Source organism: Pseudomonas protegens CHA0, assembly GCF_000397205.1.
Lineage (GTDB): Bacteria > Pseudomonadota > Gammaproteobacteria > Pseudomonadales > Pseudomonadaceae > Aquipseudomonas > Aquipseudomonas protegens.
Map to the genome: position 1 here is coordinate 6,291,549 of NC_021237.1, position 20,963 is coordinate 6,312,511.

At 64.4% G+C, this 20,963-nt stretch carries 23 protein-coding genes; 12 read left to right on the plus strand and 11 right to left on the minus strand.

The genetic code is table 11. The annotated features are described in order from the left end of the window. Positions 1 to 14: 14 nt before the first annotated feature. Complete coding sequence (locus PFLCHA0_RS28180) at positions 15 to 461, minus strand: response regulator (RefSeq protein ID WP_015637278.1); 447 nt, start codon at positions 459 to 461, stop codon at positions 15 to 17. Between the two features lie 258 nt (positions 462 to 719). Here PFLCHA0_RS28180 and PFLCHA0_RS28185 point away from each other — a divergent pair, with 258 nt between their 5' ends. The 7 genes from PFLCHA0_RS28185 to PFLCHA0_RS28215 all read left to right on the plus strand — a co-directional run bounded on the left by PFLCHA0_RS28185 (position 720) and on the right by PFLCHA0_RS28215 (position 9,101). Beyond that, positions 720 to 2,654: a putative nucleotidyltransferase substrate binding domain-containing protein gene (locus PFLCHA0_RS28185; RefSeq protein ID WP_015637279.1), complete on the plus strand. Its 1,935-nt coding sequence runs from the start codon at positions 720 to 722 to the stop codon at positions 2,652 to 2,654. Then, positions 2,651 to 3,358, plus strand: coding sequence for a 3'-5' exonuclease (locus PFLCHA0_RS28190; RefSeq protein ID WP_015637280.1), 708 nt, complete (start codon positions 2,651 to 2,653; stop codon positions 3,356 to 3,358). The genes PFLCHA0_RS28185 and PFLCHA0_RS28190 overlap by 4 nt, the downstream gene beginning before the upstream one ends. 269 nt (positions 3,359 to 3,627) lie before the next feature. After that, complete coding sequence (locus PFLCHA0_RS28195; protein ID WP_011063879.1) at positions 3,628 to 4,146, plus strand: RNA polymerase sigma factor; 519 nt, start codon at positions 3,628 to 3,630, stop codon at positions 4,144 to 4,146. Beyond that, entirely contained in the window at positions 4,143 to 5,120 is a 978-nt protein-coding gene (locus PFLCHA0_RS28200; RefSeq protein ID WP_015637281.1) for a FecR domain-containing protein, read from the plus strand. The genes PFLCHA0_RS28195 and PFLCHA0_RS28200 overlap by 4 nt, the downstream gene beginning before the upstream one ends. Before the next feature lie 181 nt (positions 5,121 to 5,301). Further along, on the plus strand, positions 5,302 to 7,731 hold the full coding sequence (locus tag PFLCHA0_RS28205) for a TonB-dependent siderophore receptor (RefSeq protein WP_015637282.1): 2,430 nt from the start codon (positions 5,302 to 5,304) through the stop codon (positions 7,729 to 7,731). A gap of 63 nt (positions 7,732 to 7,794) precedes the next feature. Then, positions 7,795 to 8,916: a PepSY-associated TM helix domain-containing protein gene (locus PFLCHA0_RS28210; RefSeq protein ID WP_015637283.1), complete on the plus strand. Its 1,122-nt coding sequence runs from the start codon at positions 7,795 to 7,797 to the stop codon at positions 8,914 to 8,916. After that, positions 8,913 to 9,101 carry a hypothetical protein gene (locus PFLCHA0_RS28215; protein WP_011063883.1) on the plus strand — a complete coding sequence of 63 codons (189 nt, stop codon included), beginning with the start codon at positions 8,913 to 8,915 and terminating at the stop codon, positions 9,099 to 9,101. Before PFLCHA0_RS28210 ends, PFLCHA0_RS28215 begins: the two co-directional genes overlap by 4 nt. Here the strand turns inward: PFLCHA0_RS28215 and PFLCHA0_RS28220 are convergent. Continuing rightward, on the minus strand, positions 9,048 to 9,500 hold the full coding sequence (locus tag PFLCHA0_RS28220; protein ID WP_011063884.1) for a hypothetical protein: 453 nt from the start codon (positions 9,498 to 9,500) through the stop codon (positions 9,048 to 9,050). The two genes, PFLCHA0_RS28215 and PFLCHA0_RS28220, sit on opposite strands and share 54 nt — an antisense overlap. A 100-nt stretch (positions 9,501 to 9,600) precedes the next feature. Between PFLCHA0_RS28220 and PFLCHA0_RS28225 the strand changes: the two genes are divergently transcribed. Further along, a complete protein-coding gene (locus PFLCHA0_RS28225; protein ID WP_011063885.1) occupies positions 9,601 to 10,230 on the plus strand; it encodes a glutathione S-transferase in 630 nt (209 codons plus the stop codon). Here PFLCHA0_RS28225 and PFLCHA0_RS31785 read toward each other — a convergent pair. From PFLCHA0_RS31785 to rloA2, 5 genes are all read right to left on the minus strand, one after another. Next, a complete protein-coding gene (locus PFLCHA0_RS31785) occupies positions 10,227 to 10,397 on the minus strand; it encodes a hypothetical protein (protein ID WP_155246651.1) in 171 nt (56 codons plus the stop codon). The genes PFLCHA0_RS28225 and PFLCHA0_RS31785 overlap by 4 nt on opposite strands. Continuing rightward, positions 10,390 to 11,766 (minus strand): cell envelope integrity protein CreD, encoded by a 1,377-nt coding sequence (gene creD, locus PFLCHA0_RS28230; protein WP_011063886.1) that lies wholly within the window; start codon positions 11,764 to 11,766, stop codon positions 10,390 to 10,392. The genes PFLCHA0_RS31785 and creD overlap by 8 nt, the downstream gene beginning before the upstream one ends. Positions 11,767 to 11,857: 91 nt before the next feature. Next, on the minus strand, positions 11,858 to 13,276 hold the full coding sequence (creC, locus tag PFLCHA0_RS28235) for a two-component system sensor histidine kinase CreC (RefSeq protein ID WP_015637284.1): 1,419 nt from the start codon (positions 13,274 to 13,276) through the stop codon (positions 11,858 to 11,860). Beyond that, a complete protein-coding gene (creB, locus tag PFLCHA0_RS28240) occupies positions 13,276 to 13,956 on the minus strand; it encodes a two-component system response regulator CreB (RefSeq protein WP_011063888.1) in 681 nt (226 codons plus the stop codon). Before creB ends, creC begins: the two co-directional genes overlap by 1 nt. A 59-nt stretch (positions 13,957 to 14,015) precedes the next feature. Beyond that, complete coding sequence (gene rloA2, locus PFLCHA0_RS28245) at positions 14,016 to 14,516, minus strand: retropepsin-like aspartic peptidase RloA2 (protein ID WP_041752647.1); 501 nt, start codon at positions 14,514 to 14,516, stop codon at positions 14,016 to 14,018. Between the two features lie 237 nt (positions 14,517 to 14,753). Here rloA2 and PFLCHA0_RS28250 point away from each other — a divergent pair, with 237 nt between their 5' ends. Further along, positions 14,754 to 15,641: an acyltransferase gene (locus tag PFLCHA0_RS28250; protein ID WP_011063890.1), complete on the plus strand. Its 888-nt coding sequence runs from the start codon at positions 14,754 to 14,756 to the stop codon at positions 15,639 to 15,641. Here the strand turns inward: PFLCHA0_RS28250 and PFLCHA0_RS28255 are convergent, their stop codons facing one another. The 4 genes from PFLCHA0_RS28255 to PFLCHA0_RS28270 form a co-directional block, all read right to left on the minus strand. Then, a complete protein-coding gene (locus tag PFLCHA0_RS28255; protein WP_015637287.1) occupies positions 15,642 to 16,799 on the minus strand; it encodes a glutathionylspermidine synthase family protein in 1,158 nt (385 codons plus the stop codon). It abuts the gene before it with no gap. Then, on the minus strand, positions 16,796 to 17,509 hold the full coding sequence (locus tag PFLCHA0_RS28260) for a DUF1190 domain-containing protein (protein ID WP_015637288.1): 714 nt from the start codon (positions 17,507 to 17,509) through the stop codon (positions 16,796 to 16,798). The genes PFLCHA0_RS28255 and PFLCHA0_RS28260 overlap by 4 nt, the downstream gene beginning before the upstream one ends. Positions 17,510 to 17,519: 10 nt before the next feature. Continuing rightward, positions 17,520 to 17,948: a DUF350 domain-containing protein gene (locus PFLCHA0_RS28265; RefSeq protein ID WP_011063893.1), complete on the minus strand. Its 429-nt coding sequence runs from the start codon at positions 17,946 to 17,948 to the stop codon at positions 17,520 to 17,522. A 138-nt stretch (positions 17,949 to 18,086) separates the two neighbouring features. Then, a complete protein-coding gene (locus PFLCHA0_RS28270) occupies positions 18,087 to 18,653 on the minus strand; it encodes a DUF2780 domain-containing protein (RefSeq protein ID WP_015637289.1) in 567 nt (188 codons plus the stop codon). A gap of 223 nt (positions 18,654 to 18,876) precedes the next feature. On the opposite strand from PFLCHA0_RS28270, the gene PFLCHA0_RS28275 reads away from it, so the two are divergent. The 3 genes from PFLCHA0_RS28275 (at position 18,877) to PFLCHA0_RS28285 (ending at position 20,906) form a co-directional block, all read left to right on the plus strand. Then, positions 18,877 to 19,521, plus strand: a complete 645-nt coding sequence (locus PFLCHA0_RS28275; protein ID WP_015637290.1) for a sigma-70 family RNA polymerase sigma factor — start codon at positions 18,877 to 18,879, stop codon at positions 19,519 to 19,521. Beyond that, on the plus strand, positions 19,518 to 20,192 hold the full coding sequence (locus tag PFLCHA0_RS28280; protein ID WP_015637291.1) for an anti-sigma factor: 675 nt from the start codon (positions 19,518 to 19,520) through the stop codon (positions 20,190 to 20,192). Before PFLCHA0_RS28275 ends, PFLCHA0_RS28280 begins: the two co-directional genes overlap by 4 nt. Before the next feature lie 150 nt (positions 20,193 to 20,342). Continuing rightward, a complete protein-coding gene (locus tag PFLCHA0_RS28285; protein ID WP_015637292.1) occupies positions 20,343 to 20,906 on the plus strand; it encodes a hypothetical protein in 564 nt (187 codons plus the stop codon). The last annotated feature ends 57 nt before the right edge of the window (positions 20,907 to 20,963 follow it).

Consider the following 20,963-nt stretch of genomic DNA (forward strand, 5'->3'; position numbering starts at 1 on the left):
TGGCAAGGGATCGGCTAGAGCACCACGCCCAGCTCGTGCTTGACCAGGGCCAGCAGCTTGGTGGTGTCGATCGGCTTGAGCAGGAAGTCCACCACGCTCAGGTGCATGGCGGCGATGGCATCGCGGACATCGGCGTCGCCGGAAATGATGATGATCGGCAGCGCCGCCCGCTCCGATTCACGCACCTGGCGGATCAGGTCCAGGCCATTGCAGGGCGCCATGCGCAGATCGGTGATCAACAGGCCGATGGATTTATTCGATTCAAGCAACTCAAGTGCGGCCTTGCCACTGGCCGCCGTGATGCAACGGATGCCATCCAGGCCAAGAATCTCCGCAAGCAGCTCCCGTGCATCCTTGTCGTCATCGGCGATCAGCACCCGCTGGGGCGGCAGATCCGGTTCCAGCATGACCGCACTCAGGGCCTCGCGCTCGGCGTCACTCAAAATATCGTGGTCGGGCATACATTTCTCTACATGAACAGATCAATCCCCTAGCACAGTGGTCAGACATCGCTAAGCAGGCCTCCAATGTGCACTTCGTCGGAAAAATTGCCAAGAGTCTTGATCAGAGCTTTTTCGCATTGATTGCCGACGCTTCAAAGCCAAATGTCCGGCCCCTAGGGCGCTACCTAGACTTACGTCCAATGGGCACCCCAGACGTTGCAGCCGACCATGCCGTGATCCGACCACAACAAATCCAAAAAGACTGCGGTAATCGTTATGAGTAAAGCGGACGCCTTCACCCAGGCCGGGAAGACCGCGGTGTTGCAGAACATCCAGGGGACCGTGCAGTTCCTGCAACGGTTCCCGCCGTTCAACCAGATGGAGCAGCTGCATCTGGCCTACCTGGTAGAACAATGCCAACTGCGCTTCTACGGCCCCGGCGACAGCATCATCAAGCCGGCCGACGGCCCGGTTGAGCACTTCTATATCGTCAAGCAGGGCCGCGTGGTGGGCGAACGCACACACGCCGCCAAGGGCAGCACCGAGACCACCTTCGAAATCACTTCCGGCGAGTGTTTCCCCCTGGCCGCGCTGCTGGGTGAGCGCGCGACCCGCACCGAGCATCGCGCCGCCGAAGATACGTTCTGCCTGCAACTGAACAAGGGCGCTTTCATCAAGCTGTTCGCCCTGTCCGCGGAGTTTCGCGACTTCGCCCTGCGTGGAGTCAGCAGCCTGCTGGACCAGGTCAACCAGCAAGTCAAACAGAAAGCCGTGGAAACCCTCGGCACCCAGTATTCGCTGAACACCCGCCTGGGCGAGCTGGCCATGCGTCATCCGGTGGCCTGTTCACCGCAGACGCCGCTGCGCGAAGCCGTGGCGCTGATGCATGAGCAGCAGGTAGGCAGCATCGTCGTGGTGGACGAACGCAAGGCCCCGCTGGGGATCTTCACCCTGCGCGACTTGCGCCAGGTGGTGGCCGACGGCACCCAGGACCTCAACCAGCCCATCGAACAGCACATGACCCAGGCGCCGTTCTTCCTCAGCCCGGACCACAGCGCCTTCGACGCCGCCATCGCCATGACCGAGCGGCATATCGCACATGTCTGCCTGGTGAAAGAACAGCGCCTGTGCGGGGTGGTTTCCGAGCGCGATTTGTTTTCCCTGCAGCGGGTCGACCTGGTGCACCTGGCGCGGACCATCCGCAACGCGCCCCGGGTCGAACACCTGGTGGCGCTGCGGGGCGAGATCGGCCAGTTGGTGGAGCGCATGCTGGCCCACGGCGCCTCCTCGACCCAGATCACCCATATCATCACCCTGCTCAACGATCACACCGTGTGCCGGGTCATCGAGCTGACCCTGGCCGACAAGGGCGACCCCGGCGTGCCTTTCAGCTGGCTGTGCTTTGGCAGTGAAGGCCGACGCGAACAGACCCTGCACACCGACCAGGACAACGGCATCCTGTTCGAGGCCCGGGACGCGGCCCACGCGGCAGAAATCCGCGGCAAGCTGCTACCCATCGCCCAGCAGATCAACCAGAGCCTGGCCATGTGCGGTTTCACCCTGTGCAAGGGCAACATCATGGCCGGCAACCCCGAGCTGTGCCTGTCCCGTGCTGAATGGGCCCGACGCTTCGCGGCCTTCATCCGTGAGGCCACCCCGGAAAACCTGCTGGGTTCGAGCATCTATTTCGACCTGCGGGTGGTCTGGGGCGATGAACAGAGCGCCGAACAACTGCGTCGGGGCATCCTCGACCAGGTGGCGGACAACCGTCTGTTCCAACGCATGATGGCGGAAAACGCCCTGCGCCAGCGCCCGCCCGTGGGGCGTTTTCGCGAGTTCGTGCTGGCCAGGAAAAATGGCGAAAAGGCCACCCTGGACCTCAAGGTCCAGGGCCTCACCCCCTTTGTCGACGGTGCCCGGCTGCTGGCCCTGGCCAACGGCATCGGCGCGATCAATACCCTGGAGCGCCTGCGCCAGCTGGTGTCCAAACAAGTGATCGAACCCCTGGACGGCGCCGCCTATGAAGAGGCCTATCACTTCATCCAGCAGACCCGCATGCAGCAGCATCAACGCCAAACCCGGGAGAACCAGCCCTACTCCAATCGGGTCGACCCCGACAGCCTCAATCACCTGGACCGACGCATCCTGCGTGAATCCCTGCGCCAGGCCCAGCGCCTGCAAAGCAGTCTGGCCCTGCGGTATCAGTTATGAGCCTGTTTGCCTGGTTCCGTCCTGCCGTCAGCGTCCTGACGGCCCAACAGCAACAACGCCGCGACCGCCTGCCCGCGTTCACCGAGCTGGGCGAATGCAGCCTGCGAGAGCAACGCTGGGTGGTGGTGGACGTGGAAACCACCGGCCTCAACCTCAACCGCGACCAGGTGCTGTCCATTGGCGCGGTGGTGATCGAAGACGGTGCCATCGACTTCAGCCAGCAGTTCGAGCGCACCCTGCAACGCGAGGGCCACAAGCTCAGCCCCAGCGTACTGATCCACGGCCTGGGGCCCAGCGCCATCGCCGCCGGCTGTGATCCGGTGGAGGCCCTGCTGGATTTCATGGAGTTCGTCGGCGACAGCCCGCTGCTGGCCTTTCATGCCCCGTTCGACCAGCACATGCTCGGCCGGGCGCTGAAGGACAGCCTGGGCTACCGCCTGCAACACAGCTTCCTCGATGTGGCGGACATGGCGCCGCTGCTGTGCCCCCAGGCCCAGATCCGCGAAGCCGGGCTGGACGACTGGGTGCGCTGGTTCAACCTGCAAGTGGTGGAGCGCCATAACGCGGCGGCCGATGCCCTGGCCACCGCGGAGCTGGCGCTGATCCTGTTCAACCGCGCCCGCCAGCAGCAGATCCACAGCCCGCTGAACCTGCAACAGCGCCTGGGCCAGTGGAAACGCCGGCAGCAGGCCCCTTCGTTCTGAGCAGCCGCACTGTGGCGAGGGAGCTTGCTCCCGCTCGGTCGCGCCGCGGCCGTAGAACCTGAGTCCTGGATCTAACAGATACAACGCCTTGGGCGTGCTGCGCACGCCAACGGGAGCCAGTTCCCTCGACACAACTGGTTCCTTGCCTTGGGCACCCGCCCTCTTTCAGCCACAAGGCAGCCGACCAGCGTCAATTGCGCCACTGTTTCGCCTCTGCCACAATCGCGAATAATTCTCGTTAGTTTAAACTTCTCGATTGGTGAGTTCCGTTGTCGTCAGTCCAAAGCCCTCACAATGAGCTGGTTGGTGCGTTGTATCGCGACCATCGTGGTTGGCTGTTGGCCTGGCTACGGCGCAACGTTGCCTGCAGCCAGCGGGCCGAGGACCTGAGCCAGGACACCTTCGTGCGCCTGCTGGGCCGCGACGAACTCAAGGCGCCCCGGGAGCCGCGGGCGTTTCTGGTGGCCATCGCCAAGGGCCTGCTGTTCGACTACTTCCGCCGCGCCGCGCTGGAACAGGCTTACCTCAGCGAACTGATGCTGATCCCCGAAGGCGAACAACCGTCGCCCGAAGAACAGCAGATGATCCTCGAAGACCTCAAGGCCATCGACCGCCTGCTGGGCAAGCTCTCCAGCAAGGCGCGCATGGCCTTCCTCTATAACCGCCTCGACGGCCTGAGCCACGCCGAGATCGCCGAACGCCTGGGGGTCTCGGTGCCAAGGGTGCGCCAATACCTGGCCCAGGGCATCCGCCAGTGCTACATCGCCCTGTACGGGGAGCCGCTATGACCCCCATGAGTTCCAAGCCGGTGTCGGCCCAGGTGCTGGATGCCGCCATCGCCTGGCAGCTGTCGCTGGATGGCGGCGCCAGTGCCGTGGAGCGCGAAGAGTTTGCCAAGTGGCACGCTGCCCATGAAGAACACGCCCGCGCCTGGCGCCAGCTGGGCATGCTCGACCAGCGCTTTGGCGTGGCCACCGGCCCGGCCCGCAACGCCTTGCTGCAATCGCGCGAAGGCTTGCGCCGGCGGGTACGCAAGCTGGGTCGCGGGGTCGCCAGCGTCGTGCTGTTCGGCGGCCTGGCGCTGTTTGCCGGGGAACGCTACCTGCCGATGGACTACTGGCTGGCAGACCAGCGCACCGCCACCGGCGAGCAGCGCACCCTGCGCCTGGCCGACGGCACGGTGATCAACCTCAATACCCACAGTGCGCTGGATGTGCGCTTCGACGAGAAGCAGCGGCGGATCGTGCTTCAGGAAGGCGAGATCCTGATCGAGACCGGGCACAACGACAGCCGGCCGTTCATCGTCGAAACCCGCGACGGCCGTATGCGCGCCCTGGGCACGCGGTTCCTGGTCAAGCGCGAGGACCAGGGCACCCGCCTCGGGGTGCTGCAATCGGCGGTGGCGGCGCGGCCGCAAGCCGGTCAGGACGAGCACGTGTTCAAGGAAGGCCAGCAAGTGCTGATGCGCCGCGATGGCCTCGGCCCGCTGCAGGCCCTGAACCTGGGGGCCGACGCCTGGACCCGGGGCGTGCTGGTGGTGGACAACGCCCGGCTCGGTGACCTGATCGATGAGCTGGGCCGTTACCGCCGTGGTCACCTGGGCGTCGCACCGGAACTGGCCGACCTGCGGATCACCGGCAGTTTCCCGTTGCAGGACACGGACCTCGCGCTCAATGCCCTGCTGCCGACCCTGCCGGTGAAGATCGAACGGCACACCCCCTGGTGGGTGACGGTGGTGGCCAAGGCCGACGCCAAGCACTGAGGTCGGTGTCGCAGCCTTCGCCGGCAAGCTGGCTCCTGCACCGATCCCGTAGGAGCTGGCTTGCCGGCGAATTAGCCTCAATCAGTCTAAATCTAAATTATTTTCAATCCGCCCCTATCACTTTTCCAATCTCGTCCGGCACCTAGGCAATTGCGAAACATTTCCATTCAGGAGCCGCCGTATGTCCCGCCCGCTAGACACCCTGTTGCGCCCCAGTCTCTTGGCCGTTGCCATCGCCCTCTGCGTCCCCCTGGCCAGCCCGGCGCTGATGGCCGCCGAACAGTCCACCAGCGTGCGCGCCTACAACCTGCCGGCCGCACCGCTGGCCAGCACCCTGAACCAGATCGCCAGCCAGGCCGGCCTGGCCCTGAGCCTGAATCCGTCCCTGGCGGCGGGCAAGACTTCGGCCCCGGTCAAGGGCCAGTTCGATGCACCGGGCGCCCTGCGTGAGGCCCTGCGTGGCACCGGCCTGCAACTGGAGCACAGCAGCGCCGGCACCTACAGCCTGGTGGCCACGCCGGAAGGCGTGGTGGCCTTGCCGCAAACCAATATCACCGGCCAGCAAGCTGGCGAGAGCGCCTGGGGCCCGGTCGACGGTTACCTCGCCACACGTACCGCCGTCGGCACCAAGACCGATACCTCGCTGGTTGAAGCTCCGCGCTCGATTTCCGTCGCTACCCGCCAACAGATGGAAGACCGCAACGTTCAGAATCTAGACGATGCCGTGCGCTACATGCCCGGGATTGTTTCTGCCAGCTATGGCAGCGACACCCGCTATGACTGGATGCGTGTACGTGGCTTTGAACCCACACAATTTCTCGACGGCCTGCCCCTGCCCCGCGGTGTGTATGCCAATCCGAAAGCGGAAACCTGGAACCTCGACCGCCTTGCCCTGCTGCGCGGCCCGGCGTCCTCGGTGTATGGGCAGACCCCACCGGGCGGCCTGCTGGATATGGTCAGCCGGCGCCCAAGCGCAGACACCAGCCACGCCGTCCAGATTCAGTACGGCAGTGACAACTACCGCCAGATCAACTTCGCCAGCACCGGCAAGATCGACGATGAAGGCCAGTTTCTTTATGGGCTCAGCGGCGTCGTTCGCGACGCCGGCACCCAGGTCGACCACATCGACAACAAGCGTTACAACATCGCTCCCAGCCTGACCTGGAACATCGATACCGATACCAAGCTGACCCTGCTCACGCAGTTCACCCGTGACGATACGGGTGCCACCAGCCAGTTCATGCCGATCCAGGGCACCAAGATCAAGTCGCCACTGGGCGACGTTTCCCATCACAAGAACCTGGGTGACCCGGACTACGAGTTCTACGATCGGACCTACTACGCGCTAGGCTACGCCTTCGAGCACCGCCTCAACGATGTCTGGCAGTTCCGTCAGAACCTGCGCTACACCAAATCGGAGCTGTCCTTCCAACAGTTGACCGTTGGTTCTTACGCCTACTCCCCGGCTGATGCCGCGGGCAACATCAGCCGTACCTCGACCAACGTCGACGAAGACATCGGCCAGTTCGCGGTCGACAACAATTTCCAAGCGGACTTCACCACTGGCGACATCAGCCACACCGTGCTGCTTGGCCTGGATCACCAACGTACCGATACCTCCTACCTGTCGATCTACGGTAACGGGGGAACCACCAACATCTTCAACCCGGTCTATGGACAGTCGATTGTTCGTCCGTCGCGCGCCGACGCCTATTACGACTACGACCAGAAGACCATTCAGACCGGCCTCTACGTCCAGGACCAGATGGCCCTGGACAACTGGCGCCTGACCCTGGGTGGCCGTGAGGACTGGGTGCACCAAGGCACCACCTACCTCAACAAGAAAGACGTGACCAACACTGATCGCAGCAAGAACTTCAGCGGCAATGCGGCGCTGAGCTATGTGTTCGACTCGGGTGTTGTGCCGTACATCTCCTACGCCGAATCGTTCCAGCCAGCGAGCAACGCCAGCGTTTCACCGACCGAATCGTATAAACCCACGGAAGGCAAACAATGGGAGCTGGGGGTCAAATATCAGCCACCAGGTTCGAACACTCTGCTGAGCGCGGCGGTCTACGACCTGACACAGAAAAATGTCCTGGTGACCAGCATTGGCGCCGGTGGCGAATCGATCACCAACCAGACCGGCGAAGTGAAGGTCAAAGGCCTGGAACTGGAGGCGGTGTCTGACGTAACCGAAAACCTCAAGGTCATCGCCGCGTATACCCTGGCCAAGTCTGAGGTGCAAAAAGGCATCTACAAAGGCAACCGCTTGCAACTGATGCCAAACCAGCAAGCCTCCCTGTGGACTGACTACACCTGGCATTCCGGCGTACTCGATGGTTTCGGCATCGGTGCGGGCGCCCGCTACACCGGCAATACCTATGGCGACCAAGCCAACACCTGGCTGGGCAAGGCCGACGCCTACACGGTGTTCGATGCCGCCGTGCATTACGACCTCGGCCGCCTGGACAACAGCCTCAAAGGAGCGTCGCTGAAACTCAACGCCACGAACCTGTTCGACAAGGATTACCTTTCCACTTGCGATGGTTCCTACTGCTATTTCGGCGATCAGCGTAGCGTGGTCGCCAGCGCCACCTATCAATGGTAACCAGCTGAGTTAACAACCAGGCCGTCCGACAAGGGCGGCCTTGGTGTGTCTGAAGGCTAAGAAATGAAAAGCAAGACAATCCGCCGCTGGTCCTTTATCCACACCTGGACCAGCCTGATCTGCACGGTGTTCCTGCTGATGCTGGCGCTCACCGGCCTGCCGCTGATCTTCCACCACGAGATCGACCACCTGCTGGGGGATTCCCCCGAACTGCGGGAGATGCCTGCCGACACCCCGCACCTGGACCTGCAACAGCTGGTCAAGGCCGCCGAGGCTCATCGCCCGGGTGAGGTCATGCAGTACTTCGGCTGGGACGAGGACGAACCCAATGGCGTGATGACCATCATGGCCAGGACCGCCGGCACCGAGCCCAACTCCTCCCACACCTTCATGCTCGACGCCCGCACCGGCGAGGCCGTGGCCATGCCCTCGGCCAATGGCGGGTTGATGATGGTCATGCTGCGCCTGCATGTGGACATGTTCGCCGGGCTGCCGGGCAAGCTGCTGCTGGCCTTCATGGGCATCCTCTTCGTGCTGGCGATCATCTCCGGCACGGTGCTCTACCTGCCGTTCATGCGCCGCCTGAAGTTCGCCACGGTGCGCCAGGACAAGTCCAGCCGCCTGCGCTGGCTCGACCTGCACAACCTGATCGGCGTGGTAACCCTGACCTGGGCCCTAGTGGTGGGCGTTACCGGCGTGATCAGCGCTTGTGCCGACCTGATCATCGCCGCCTGGCGCAACGACAGCCTCAGCGCCATGGTCGCGCCCTACCGCGACGCGCCGCCACTGACCTCACTGGCGCCGGCCAGCCGCCTGCTGGATATCGCCAGGGAAGCCGCCCCGGGCATGCAGCCGGACTTCATCGCCTTCCCCGGCACACGCTTTTCCAGCGAGCATCACTACGCGGTGTTCCTCAAGGGCAGCAGCCACCTGACTTCGCACCTGCTGACCCCGGTGCTGATCGACGCCAGTAGCCTGCAGGTCACCGCCGTGGCCGGGCGGCCCTGGTACATGGACGCCATGGGCATGTCCCAGCCGCTGCATTTCGGCGACTACGGCGGCATGCCGATGAAGGTGCTGTGGGCGGCGATGGACGTGCTGACCATCATTGTCCTGGGCAGCGGCCTGTACCTGTGGCTAGTCCGCCGGCGAGCCGGCAAGTCGATACCGCAGGTGCGCCCATGAAACCCCGGCAATCGAACTTCTGGAAGGTCTTCGCCGCGCCCCTGGGCATTGGCCTGCTCTGCGCCGCCGGGTTGTTCGCGGCGCTACTGGGAGACGGGGCCTGGGACAGCTTGAGCTGGCTGGGCCTGGGCCTACCGACGCTGATCGCCCTGCGCGGCCTGTTGCGGCGCAAGCCGGCGGCCTGAACCTGGCGCCGGGAAACCACGCCACAGGTACATCGAGAGCCCGAGGCCGATCAGCATCACCGGGATGAACAGGCGATTTTCCAGCAGCGCCTCGATGGCCACCAGCACGCTGAACAACGCCAGCCCCAGCAGCGGCACATAGCTGGCCGCCAGGCTCCAGCGCCAGGGCTGGGTCACCGGGTCGGGCCCGCGCCAGGCCAGCAGTGCGCAGCCCAGGCCCGGCAGGGCCAGTGCCGGCAGGGCCCAGTACCAGGCCATGTAGGCGAACGCCATGACCAGCTCCGGCTCCCCTTCACCCTTGCGGCGGAACTCGTATTGCAAGGCCAGATACACCGCCAGCGCGCCCAACAGGGTCAGGGCCAGGCTGTACAACCCGTGTAGAAGATAGGACCTGCGCACTCATCACTCCTCGTCTGTACCGCCAATCGCCCCTGTGGCCAATGCCACAGGCTGCGCTAAGATCCCCGGGCTGCGAGACTTCCACCCGCGAGGAATATTCATGTCCACCCCAAGCATGACGCTGTTCCACAACCCGGCATCACCTTACGTACGCAAAGTCATGGTGCTGCTGCATGAAACCGGGCAGTTGAACCGGGTCGCCCTGCAAGCCAGCCAGTTGAGCCCGGTAGCTCCGGACGCCGCGCTGAACCAGGACAACCCCCTGGGCAAGATCCCCGCCCTGCGCCTGGACAACGGCCAGGTGCTGTACGACAGCCGGGTAATCCTCGACTACCTGGACCAGCAGCACGTCGGCAACCCGCTGATCCCCCGGGACGGCTCGGCCCGCTGGCGGCGCCTGACGCTCGCGGCCCTGGCCGACGGGATCATGGACGCCTCGGTACTGGTGCGCTACGAGCTGGCCCTGCGTGCCCCGGAAAAACACTGGGAACAGTGGCTCGACGGCCAGCGCGACAAGATCCGCCGAGCCCTGGCGGTTCTCGAAGCCGAAGCGATTGCCGAACTGGCCAGCCACTTCGATATTGCCGCCATCAGCGTTGCCTGCGCCCTGGGCTACCTGGATTTCCGCCACCCCGACCTGGAATGGCGCCAGGACCATCCCCAGCTGGCCGCCTGGTACTTCGAGATCAGCCAGCGCCCGTCGATGCTGGCGACCCGGCCGCCGGTCTAATCGGTCAGGCGATCGGGCCTCTTCGTCGGCAAGCCGGCTCCTGCAGCACGGGGCATGGCTTGCTGGCGTACCAGCCACCAGGCATCGAGCGGAAACAACTGGCCGATGCGCTGCGCCAGATGCTCCCGCTGGCGCTGATCCTCACGCAAACCCAATGACCTACTCATGGACGGCCTCCAGATCGAATTGCAAAGGCTGCGCTGCCTTGCGCTGGCCAATGCCATACCAGTCCAGCTTGCGGGTCAGCACCATGAACACGCCCAACAGCCCGAACAGCAGCAGCGAGCCCATCAGCAGCGCGTAATCCTCGGCGCTGAGCAGGCCATAGAGCAGGCCGTACAAGGCCGCCAGCGCGATCGCGAACAGCGCGCCGTTACGCCAGCTGTGCAGCACATGGCTGACATAGAAGCCGATCAGCCCCACACAGGCTGCCGCCGACACGCCATAGGCCAGCGCAAAGCCCAGGTGCTCCGATAGCGACAGCAGCAACAGGTAGAAGAACGCCAGGGCCACGCCCACCAACCCGTACTGGATCGGGTGCACCGACAGGCTCTTGAGCACCTCGAAGAGAAAGAAGCCGGCGAAGGTCAGGCCGATGAACAGCAAGGCGTACTTGATGGCCCGGTCGCTCTTCAGGTACTGGTCCACCGGGTCGATGAAACTCACGCCGAAGCTGCGGCCGTTGAAGTCCTGGCATTGCGTGCCGAATGCGCAACGCTCCATGGCCTGTTCCAGGTTGGTGGAGAAGAACGAGGTCTGCCAGATGGCTGAAAAGCCCTGCTCGGTCACTTCACGCTGCACCGGCAGGTAGTTGCCGATAAAGCTCGGGTGCGGCCAGTTGGCCGTCAGCAGGACTTTGCTGGTCTTGCCCACCGGCAGCACCTGCAACTGGCCGGTGCCCTGCAGGCGCAGGTCGAAGGCGAAATCCAGGCGGGTGTTCTTTTTCAGGTCCAGGGGCGGCAGCAGCACATGCACGCCTTCATCCAGCCAACTGACAAAGGTGCCCGGGGCGAAGTCCAGGGTCTGGCCGTTGAGTTGCAATTGCAGGGCGTTCTCGATGCCGCGGATATCGCTGATGCCCACCGCCAGGAAGGGCTGGTCGAACTGGTAGTCGGCAAAATCTTCCTTGATCCCGTATTGCTCGGGAACGGCGAAATGGCCGCTGATGTGATTGTCGGCGTGGAACAGCCGAGCCTCGTAGATGCCCCGGGCACGCAGCTCGGTCTGGGCCTTGCCGTCCAGCTCGAAGTGTTCCGGCAGGAAGAACATGCGCCCTTGCTCCTCGCCGATGTCCTGATAGCGCTTCTTGGTCTTTTCGTCGGTCTTCCAGGTGCGCACGGTCTTGCGGTAATCCACCACCATCACCGGGCCGCGGATCTGCTGCTGGGTGCTGGAGCTGCGGGCAATATCGTCGAGCACGCCGTCGCGCAGGCTCTGGCGCTCGCTGATCAGGCCGCTGATCATCAGCAGCGGTATCAGCAACAGCAGGATCAACAGGCCAATGGCCCCGAGTTTGAAGGTCAGGTTGCGGTTCATGAGGCTCTCCCGGTTCGAATGGAGGAGAGTCTGGAACGCGGCTATGGGGGTTTTATGGAAGCAATGTGGAGAGTCTGTGGAGAATCCCCGCTCAGGGTAGGCGCAAGGTCACCTGCACCCCGCCCGGAACGTTGTCGATACGCATCTGGCCGCCATGCAACTGCACCACTTCCTCGACGAAGTTCAGCCCCAGGCCGGTGCTCTTGCGTCCGCTGTCCGGGCGCGGCAGGGAATAGAACCGCTCGCACAGGCGCGGCAGGGCATAGTCCGGAATCGGCTCGCCCTGGTTGAACAGCACCAGCTCCACGCCCTCCTCCACAGGTTGCGCGCTGCAACGCAACAGGCCGCCCACGGGGCTGAAGTCCAGGGCATTGGTCAGCAGGTTGCCCAGGGCCTGGCGCAGCAGGAACGGCTCGCCGGACCAGGCCAGGTCCGCTGGCACCTGAAGTTCCACCTGCAGTTGCTTGCCTTCGATACGCCCGTGCTGGCTGTTCAGCAGCTCCTTGCACAACGGCGCCAGGGGCACATTCACCCGCTCTTCCAGGCCCTGGCGCTGCTCCACCTGCGCCAGGTTCAGCAGGCGCTCGATCAACTGCTGCATGCGCGCGCTTTCGCTGTCGATATTGCCGACGAAACGCTGGCGCTGTTCCAGGGGCATTTCGCCCTGCAGCAGCTCCGCCGCCCCGCGAATCGCCGCCAGGGGGCTTTTCAGTTCGTGGGTCAGGGTATGCACGTAGCGCTCGACGTAGGCCTTGCCTTCGAGCTGGGTGCGCATGTGTTCCACCGCCGTGGCCAACTGCTCCATTTCACCGCCGCGATAGTGCGGCAACTCGGCCCGGCGCCCTTCGCTGACCGCCAGGGCATAGGCGGTCATGCGCCGCAGCGCGGCGCTCAGCCACCAGGACAGCAAGGCACCGAACAGCAGGCCCATGGCGATCAGCCCGGCGCCGTACCACAGCAGGCGCCGCTCGGTGCGGTCGACATAGGGCTGCAGGGAACTGTTGGGCTTGGCCACAGTGACCACGCCGATGATCTGGCCGTTGTCGCGGATCGGCGCACCCACGTGCATCACCGAGGAATTGGGATCGTCGGCCAGCGAGCGCGACGAGCGCGCGCCGTACTGGCCGCGCAGGGTCAGGTACACGTCGTTCCAGCGCGAATAGTCCTGGCCCACCGCCAGGCCGCTGGAATCCAGGACCACGATGCCCTTGGCGTCGGTCACGTAGATGCGGTGGTTGACCTGATTCTTCGGCAGGCCCCAGATGGTCGCCGCCGGTTGCCGCTCGCCATAGGCACGCAACAGCTGCGGCCAGCGGTTCTCGCTGAGGGTGCCGGCCTTGAAGTCATCCCGCAGGATCTCCGCCAGCAGGTTGGCGGTGTCCACCAGGGTTTCCTCGGTGGACTGGCGGACCCCGGGGCGGATCTCCTTCATCACCGTGCTCAGCACGAAATAGCCGGTCAGGCTGATGAACAGCAAATAGACCAGGAAGATCCGCAGCCCCAAGGTCATCAGGCGTGGCTCGGGCTGTAGCTGTAGCCCAGGCCGCGATGGGTCTGGATCGGTTCGGCCTGGGCCGCCACCAGGCGCAGCTTGGCCCGCAGGCTTTTGATATGGCTGTCGATGTTGCGCTCATAGCCCACATCCGCCATTACCCCCAGGGCGTCCAGCAACTGCTCGCGGCTGAACACCCGCTCGGGCTGTTCCAGCAGGCATTGCAGCAGGCGGAACTCATGCCGGGTCAGGCTCAGGGGCTGGCCACGGTAACTGATCTGCACCCGCTCAGGGTCAATCACGAACAACGCCGCGACCGCCTCGGGAGCCACCCGCGGGACCATGCGCTTGAGGATCGCCTTGACCCGCGCCGCCACTTCCCGCGGGCTGAAGGGCTTGACCACATAATCGTCGGCACCGATTTCCAGGCCCACCACCCGGTCGATCTCGCCGTCCCGGGCACTGAGGAACATCACCGGCACCTCGCTGAAGCGCCGCAGTTGCTTGCAGGTTTCGAAGCCGCTGATATCCGGCAGGCCGATGTCGAGGATGATCAGGTCCGCCGGGCTCGCCTGTTGATGCTCCAGGGCCGCACGGCCCAGGCTCAGCCAGGTGGTAGTGAAGCCTTCGCCTTGCAGGGCAAAGATCAGGGTGTCGGCAATCGCCGCTTCGTCTTCGACAATCAGGATATGGGGCATGGCATCCAAGCACGCAAATTCAGTGGGCGAACGGTGCCGGATGCCTGGTAAGTCGTCAATCAGCAGTCGGGTTTATCGGCGGTATAACGCCGCGCCGGGTTCACCGCCGCACCGAATTCGCGCAGGGCCTTGGCGCCAATCAGCAGCGGGTAGTTGAAGCTGCTGCGGTCGGTGAGGTTGACCTCCACCGTGCGCTTGACGTTGCCCAGGCACATTTCCAGTTCCACCACCGGGCGCTTGGCCGCCTGCGGTTCTTCCCGGTCATCGTCCTCGTCGGAACGGCTCTTGATTTTGCTGATGCGCGCCACCTTGTGTTCGTAGACCTTGCTGCCAGCGTCCTTGGTGGCCAGGCGGAAGCGCACCCAGTCCTCGCTATCGCGGGTGAAGGTCTGGATATCCTTGGCCGACAGCGAAGCGGTCAGGGCCCCGGTGTCCATCTTGGCTTGCAGGGTTTCGCCGATTTCCGGCAGGCGGATGTATTCGTAACGGCCATACAGGGTCGGCTCGGCAGCCATCACCGGCAGCGCCAACAGAGACACAAGAGCAAGGACAGATTTCACGACGGTGGATTCCTTGAAGAAAGTGGGCAGCGGGATTTTAGACCGCTGCCAACGAATTGGTTCTACCCGAGCCCCGTAGGAGTCGGCTTGCCGGCGAAAGGGCCCCGATAGACACCCCAGCCAATTGCCACCCACCGTACCCGCCCCCAGGTGAAACATTCGTCAGCACACTAGAATTTGGCCTGCCCGCCGAAGCTGCTTATCATGGCGCGCCCAAAAGATTGCAAAGAGTGCCTTATGCGCCGCCTGCTCACCGGCTGTTTCGTCACCCTGCTCCTGCTGCTCAACACCCTGGTGCTGTTCGGCCCGTTGATGGTGTTCGCCCTGCTCAAGCTGGTCCTGCCTGGGCGCCTGCGTGACTACGCCTCGGCCGCGGTGATGTGGATCGCCGAGACCTGGGCCGAGATCGACAAGCTGATCTTCGCCCTGTGCATCCCCACCCGCTGGGACATACGCGGCGGCGAGGGCCTGCGGGTTGACACCTCCTACCTGGTGGTGAGCAACCACCAATCCTGGGTCGACATCCCGGCCCTGATCCAGACCCTCAACCGGCGCACGCCGTTCTTCAAGTTCTTCCTCAAGAAGGAACTTATCTGGGTGCCGTTCCTGGGGCTGGCCTGGTGGGCCCTGGACTACCCCTTCATGAAGCGCTACAGCAAGGCCTTCCTGGCCAAGCACCCGGAACTGCAAGGCAAGGACCTGGAAATCACCAAGGCTGCCTGCGAGCTGTTCAAGCGCCAGCCGGTGACCGTGGTCAACTACCTGGAGGGCACCCGCTTCACCCCGGCCAAGCGCCAGCAGCAGGGCTCGCCCTTCCAGCATCTGCTCAAGCCCAAGGCTGGCGGCGTGGCCTTTGTCCTCGCGGCCATGGGCGAACAGCTGGACGCCATGCTGGATGTCACCGTGGTCTATCCCCAGGAGCGCATTCCCGGTTTCTGGGACCTGATCTGCGGCAGCGTGCCCAAGGTGATCATCGACATCCGCACCCGCGAACTGGACCCCGCGCTGTGGCAGGGCGATTACGAAAACGACCCGGCGTTCCGCCAGCAGGTGCAGGACTGGGTCAACCGGCTGTGGACCGACAAGGACCAGCGCATCAGCGAGTTGCTGGGCGAAAGCCGCTGATCAATCGCTGATCACGTGGGGCAGGAAGCGGCTGCTGTCCTTGGTGATCGGCGAGTTGTCCTCACGAATGCCGATACCCGCCGGCTGGTCCCCGATCACCCAACTGCCGATCACCGTGTGGTTGCCGGCAAACACCGGCAAGGGGTGGAACTGCTGGCGGATGCAGGGCCCGCCGCCGTAGGGCCCGGCCTCGATCAAATGCTCGCCGCCTTCGGTGCAGATTTCCACATTGGCGCCCTCTCGGGAAAAGAACGGCTTGCGCACCCACCCCGGGCCCAGGCTGGCGGCGGGGTCGTCGTCGATAAACGCCGGCAGCAGGTTCGGGTGCCCCGCATGCCGTTCCCAGAGCAGGGCCAGCGCGCCCTTGTTGGAGAGAATGGCTTTCCACGGCGGCTCGACAAACTGCGTGCGGCTGCCGGCAATGGCCGGGCCAAAGGCTTCGTTGAACAGGTGCTCCCAGGGGTAGAGCTTGAACAGGCTGTCGATGGGGGTGCCCAGCAGGTCGACGAAACGCCCGCCGGCATTCAGACCGATGTCCTCGATGTCGAGCAACCGCGTCCCCAGGCCAGCCTGACGGGCAATGTCGCGCAGGTATTCGACCGTGCCGCGGTCTTCGAGCGAATCCCTGACCGAGGCAAAGTGCATCGGCGACTTGAAGCCGCCCTGGACGAAGGCCTGGAGCAGCTTGTCCTCGATGCTGTTGAACTGGTCGCAGCCGGCCGGCAATTGCCCGCGCTGCATCTGCTGTTCGAGCCAGACGTACTGGAAGAAGCTCGCCTCGTACAGCGAGGTCGGCGTGTCGTAGTTGGTTTCCAGGAGCTTGGCCGGGCCGGTGCCGTCGTAGCACAGGTCCATGCGCCCATAGAGGTGGGGATCGCCCTGCTTCCATGACTGGCGGATCAACTCATGAAAGGCCGCAGGGATAGCCAGGCGCTCCAGCAGTTCCTCGCTGTCCACCACCTCGGCCACCAGGGCCATGCACAGCTCGTGCAGTTCCTGGGTCGGGTCTTCCAGGTCGTCCTCGATCTGCCGCAGGCTGAAGCGGTAGTAGGCCGACTCGTCCCAGTAAGGCTCACCGTCGAAGGTGTGGAAGGCAAAACCCAGTTGCTCCGCCGTGGCTTGCCAGTCCGCACGCGGGGTGCTGGGGATGCGCTTCAAGAACCGAAGCTCCAACTGCTGCGGCTGGAGGAACCGAAGCCGCTGCGGCTGACCACTTCATGGGCGCCGGCCAGCGGGTTGCCGGCGCTGGTGAAGTGTTCCGGGCTGGATATCCCGAAGCGCCCGCCACTGGCGCCGGAGAAGGTCTTGCCGGCCTCCACCTGCTGGCTGAGGGTGCTCAGCTGGGTACCGCCACGACCATCGCGCTGCTTGTACAGGGCCTCGCTGAAATAGCGCGGTTCAGGGGTCGAATCCAGGCCGATCCAGCGCCAGAAGCGCGAGCCCGAGCTGGAGCCACCACCACCACCACCACCACCACCACCACCACCACCACCACCACTGGAGCTGGTCTGTTGTTCTTCTTCGGGCTTGTCCGGCACCGTGCGCTGGGAGGTCAGGGCAAAACCGCTGGAAATCGGTACATAGGCTCGGTTATCGCGCGAGACCATGCAGTTGGCGGTGACGAAATCCTCCTCGCAACGTTGCAGGTCCAGGTAACGCGGGGCCACACGCTCCCCACGCTCGCGGGCGTCATCGCGGGCGGCCTGGCAAATGGCGGACGGAATCTGTGCCCGTTCGCATTCGCTGACGCTGCTGAAATTCTGGGTCTGGCGCACTTCCCGGGTCGCCTGGGGCTGGCCGTCACAGGCGGCCAGGGCAAACGGCACGCTGCCCAGCAACACCAGGCGCACGCTCTTGCTGCGTTTCATGGCCGCGCCCTCAGACCGAAGGAGTCATGCAGGCCGCGTTCAGCAGGCCGACACCGACAGAAACCGATGCCACCAGGATCGCCGCCGCGTACTCCTGGCTGGCAATGCGCTGGGACAGGCCCTTGAGGATCAGGCTGACCACAAAGAACGCCAGCAGCTGCACCACCGCGGCGATGCCGGCCCAGAGCAGGAAGTCGATGATCGAGATTGAATGGGAAATAGCGCTGGCCACCGGAATGGCAAAACCCAGCAAGGCACCGGACAGGGCGATGGAAGCCGCGCTGTTGCCCTCGCGGATCAGGGCGAATTCGTTATAGGGGGTCAGGCGCGTATAGATGAACGCATAGAGGGCAAAGACCAGGGCCGCGCCCAGCATGTAGAGCATGAAACCGAGCACCGCATCGGCGGGCAGAGACATCTTCAGTGCATCCATGAACATCGCGTTCAAGCTTCCTTGGAAAACGGGGCGCGAGATATAGCACAGGCCCGATTCGGCGAAAACTCCGGGAAAGGTAAAGACCAGGATTGCAGGAAACTGGGAGGGCCCCGGCGCGCCAGGCGCCGGGGCCGGAGCGCGCTACTTGGCCACGCCCCAGATGCCGCTCAGGCTTTGCAGCAGGGAGCCGCCAACGCCCTGCTGGCCCAGGTACTGCAGGATCACCGGCGCAAACTGGCCGATCATGCCGCTCTCCATGCCCAGGGCGCCGAAGGCGTTGTTCAGGTCATTGGTGTCCTTGACGTCGCCCAGGGCGTTGTCCAGGCCCTTGGTCTGCCCGGACGACTGACCCAGCAGGCCGCTCAGGGCACCCAGGCTGCCCAGGGCGTTGCTGCCCGAGAGCTTGTCCAGGCCCGGGACACTTTTGCTCAACTGGGAATAGTCGGTGCTGCTCAACTGGTTCTTCGCCAGGCCAAGCATGGCGCCCGTACCGCCGATGGCTTGCTGGGGAGTGACATTCAGTTGCGAACCCAGGGCTCCGAGCAGGCCGGCGGTCTGGGAAGTGGGGGCCGCGGCGGCAGCCTTGTCGCCGCCCTGCATGCCGGAAATGGCATTGGCCGCGTCGTTCAGGCTGAAACCGCCGGCCAGGGCCGAACCGGCTGCCAGGGTCATCAGGGTAGCCAAGGCGAAACCGCGTGGAATATTCATCGAAACAACCTCATGGGGCAGGAAACCACCCGTGTTCGGATGGCTGGAAAACAGCCTTTTGACTGAAGCATCGGGCGAATGTTCCGAAAGTGACGCAGCGGCGCCCGCACCCTGCGGATTTTAGTCGAGAATCACGCATCCACGACTCGCCGCTCTGCGTATATGCAGCAACGACGACCGGCGCAGGCACATCGGCACCGGCCGTAGCAGGAGGTCGCAACCCGTGAATGGAACAACCGCCCACCCTGGACTACCCTCTGGCTGGATCGACCGTTGCCAGCCGTGGTCCATTCATTTGCCACCTGCCTGGAGAACCGCCATTTCCGCTCTCGACCCCGATCAACTGCGGCACTTGCTAGCCCAGTGCTCACTGGGCGATCGCCGCGCCTTCGAAACCCTGTACCGCAGCGTTGCCCCGTGCCTGAATGGGGTGGCCCTGCGCTTCATGGGCCGCCGCGACCTGGCCGAGGAGGTGCTGCAGGAAAGCTTCGTGCGCATCTGGAACAACGCCGTGCGCTACCAGCCGCACCTGTCCGCCCCCCTGACCTGGATGATCAACATCACCCGCAACCAGGCCATCGACCAACTGCGCAAGCACCGCGAGCGGCCCCTGGGCGAGGGGGAGCAACAGCAATTGATGGACGACGCCCCCTCGGCCCACGAACAACTGGACAGCGCCCGCCAGGCCCGGGCCCTGAACCGCTGCCTGGAAAGCCTGGAGGGCATGCAACGCCAATCCATCACCGTGGCCTACTTCCAGGGCCTGTCCTGCTCGGAACTGGCCGAGCAGCTGGCCGCGCCCCTGGGCTCGGTCAAGTCCTGGATCCGCCGCGGCATGGAACGCCTGCGCAGGTGCCTTGAATCATGAATTATCGAACCCCCGAACGGCGCCGCGCCCTCGCCGCCGACTACGCCATCGGCCTGATGCAGGGCGCCGCGCGCCGGCGCTTCGACATGCTCCTGCTGGACGACCCGGCCCTGCGTGAGGAACTGGCGCAGTGGCAGGAGAGCCTCGCCAGCCTGACTGCAGGCCTGCCCGAGCAGGAAGTGTCGGAGCATGTGTGGAAAGGCATCCAGGCGCGTATCCAGCCCCAGGTCCTGCACATGCCGCAGAAAAACCCGCTGTGGATGCGCCTGCGCCTGGCGATCGCCGCCTGCGCCGTGCTGGCCACCCTGTACATCGGCTTTATCCGGCAGGACGACCAGGTGCGCTACAGCGCCACCCTGCTCAGCGCCGACCAGCAACCGGCCTTGCAGATCAAGGCCCACGCCCAGTACCTGCAAGTGGAACCCCTGACCCTGGCTGCCATCGGCCTGGACCGCAGCCTGGAACTCTGGGCGATTCCTGCCGATGGCAAACCGATTTCCCTCGGCGTGGTGCCGGTAGGCGGCCAAGGTAAGATCAACCTGAGCCCGGCCCAACGCGAACTGCTGGGCACCCCGATCGCCCTGGCCGTGAGCCTGGAGCCCCACGGCGGCTCGCCTACCGGGCAACCCACCGGGCCGGTGTTGTACCAGGGGCAATTGGCGGCGCTGTAACAGGCACCTTCTGCCGCAGGAACGGGCTTGCCCGCGAACGCCGTCAGGGTAAACTCCGCGCCCAGGCCCCCCGCCGCGTCCTTGCAGGCAGGCCCTTGCCTGCCATGCAAGCCCCCGCCTCGCCTGGCGCCATCCATCGAACGGACTCTTATGAAAGCTGCGCTCTACAGCGGTCTCCTGCTGGCCCTGGCAATCGCCGTCTTGCTCTGGCGAATCGGCACCCCGGTCGATAGCAGCCAATGCGCCGACACGCCCCCGGGCCCCCTGACCGGCTTCATCCGCCAGCACTTCAGCGATCGCCAGGGAGCCGACTGGCGCGACGACGGCAGTGCCTTGGGCATTCTTGGCGTTGCCGAGGCCCAGGCGTTCGCCCGCCAACCCGAGCGTTACTACTGCGAAGCCCTGAACCTGCTGCAGGACCCAGAGCGAACCCAGACGGAAAAGGTGCATACCACGGCCCTGATGCTGTCCCTGCCCCTCGACTACTACCTGGACCTCATGGACCGCAGCCACCAGCTGTACCAACGCGGCGCCATGGACCGCCCCGTCCTGACCCTGGTGCTGATACCAAGAGGCACGGCGCTGAACTACTGGTGGCTGCCCCAGTGGCGCTCGCGCTTCCAGCGGGATGCGCCAGGCATCCTGGCCGAGACCGACATAAAGGAAATCCTGAGTGGCGAACACTGGTTCGACTACCCGGGTAGAGGCTATTGATCAGGCTTGATTGGCGGGCAACACAAACCCGCCAATAGGCGGGTTTGTGCAATCTGC

Excerpts from the sequence above, each read along its gene's own strand:
- PFLCHA0_RS28180 (WP_015637278.1), bottom strand. The coding sequence starts at position 461 with ATGCCCGACCACGATATTTTGAGTGACGCCGAGCGCGAGGCCCTGAGT.
- PFLCHA0_RS28185 (WP_015637279.1), top strand. The coding sequence starts at position 720 with ATGAGTAAAGCGGACGCCTTCACCCAGGCCGGGAAGACCGCGGTGTTG.
- PFLCHA0_RS28190 (WP_015637280.1), top strand. The coding sequence starts at position 2,651 with ATGAGCCTGTTTGCCTGGTTCCGTCCTGCCGTCAGCGTCCTGACGGCC.
- PFLCHA0_RS28200 (WP_015637281.1), top strand. The coding sequence starts at position 4,143 with ATGACCCCCATGAGTTCCAAGCCGGTGTCGGCCCAGGTGCTGGATGCC.
- PFLCHA0_RS28205 (WP_015637282.1), top strand. The coding sequence starts at position 5,302 with ATGTCCCGCCCGCTAGACACCCTGTTGCGCCCCAGTCTCTTGGCCGTT.
- PFLCHA0_RS28210 (WP_015637283.1), top strand. The coding sequence starts at position 7,795 with ATGAAAAGCAAGACAATCCGCCGCTGGTCCTTTATCCACACCTGGACC.
- PFLCHA0_RS28215 (WP_011063883.1), top strand. The coding sequence starts at position 8,913 with ATGAAACCCCGGCAATCGAACTTCTGGAAGGTCTTCGCCGCGCCCCTG.
- PFLCHA0_RS28225 (WP_011063885.1), top strand. The coding sequence starts at position 9,601 with ATGTCCACCCCAAGCATGACGCTGTTCCACAACCCGGCATCACCTTAC.
- PFLCHA0_RS31785 (WP_155246651.1), bottom strand. The coding sequence starts at position 10,397 with ATGAGTAGGTCATTGGGTTTGCGTGAGGATCAGCGCCAGCGGGAGCAT.
- creD (WP_011063886.1), bottom strand. The coding sequence starts at position 11,766 with ATGAACCGCAACCTGACCTTCAAACTCGGGGCCATTGGCCTGTTGATC.
- creC (WP_015637284.1), bottom strand. The coding sequence starts at position 13,276 with ATGACCTTGGGGCTGCGGATCTTCCTGGTCTATTTGCTGTTCATCAGC.
- creB (WP_011063888.1), bottom strand. The coding sequence starts at position 13,956 with ATGCCCCATATCCTGATTGTCGAAGACGAAGCGGCGATTGCCGACACC.
- PFLCHA0_RS28250 (WP_011063890.1), top strand. The coding sequence starts at position 14,754 with ATGCGCCGCCTGCTCACCGGCTGTTTCGTCACCCTGCTCCTGCTGCTC.
- PFLCHA0_RS28260 (WP_015637288.1), bottom strand. The coding sequence starts at position 17,509 with ATGAAACGCAGCAAGAGCGTGCGCCTGGTGTTGCTGGGCAGCGTGCCG.
- PFLCHA0_RS28265 (WP_011063893.1), bottom strand. The coding sequence starts at position 17,948 with ATGTTCATGGATGCACTGAAGATGTCTCTGCCCGCCGATGCGGTGCTC.
- PFLCHA0_RS28270 (WP_015637289.1), bottom strand. The coding sequence starts at position 18,653 with ATGAATATTCCACGCGGTTTCGCCTTGGCTACCCTGATGACCCTGGCA.
- PFLCHA0_RS28280 (WP_015637291.1), top strand. The coding sequence starts at position 19,518 with ATGAATTATCGAACCCCCGAACGGCGCCGCGCCCTCGCCGCCGACTAC.
- PFLCHA0_RS28285 (WP_015637292.1), top strand. The coding sequence starts at position 20,343 with ATGAAAGCTGCGCTCTACAGCGGTCTCCTGCTGGCCCTGGCAATCGCC.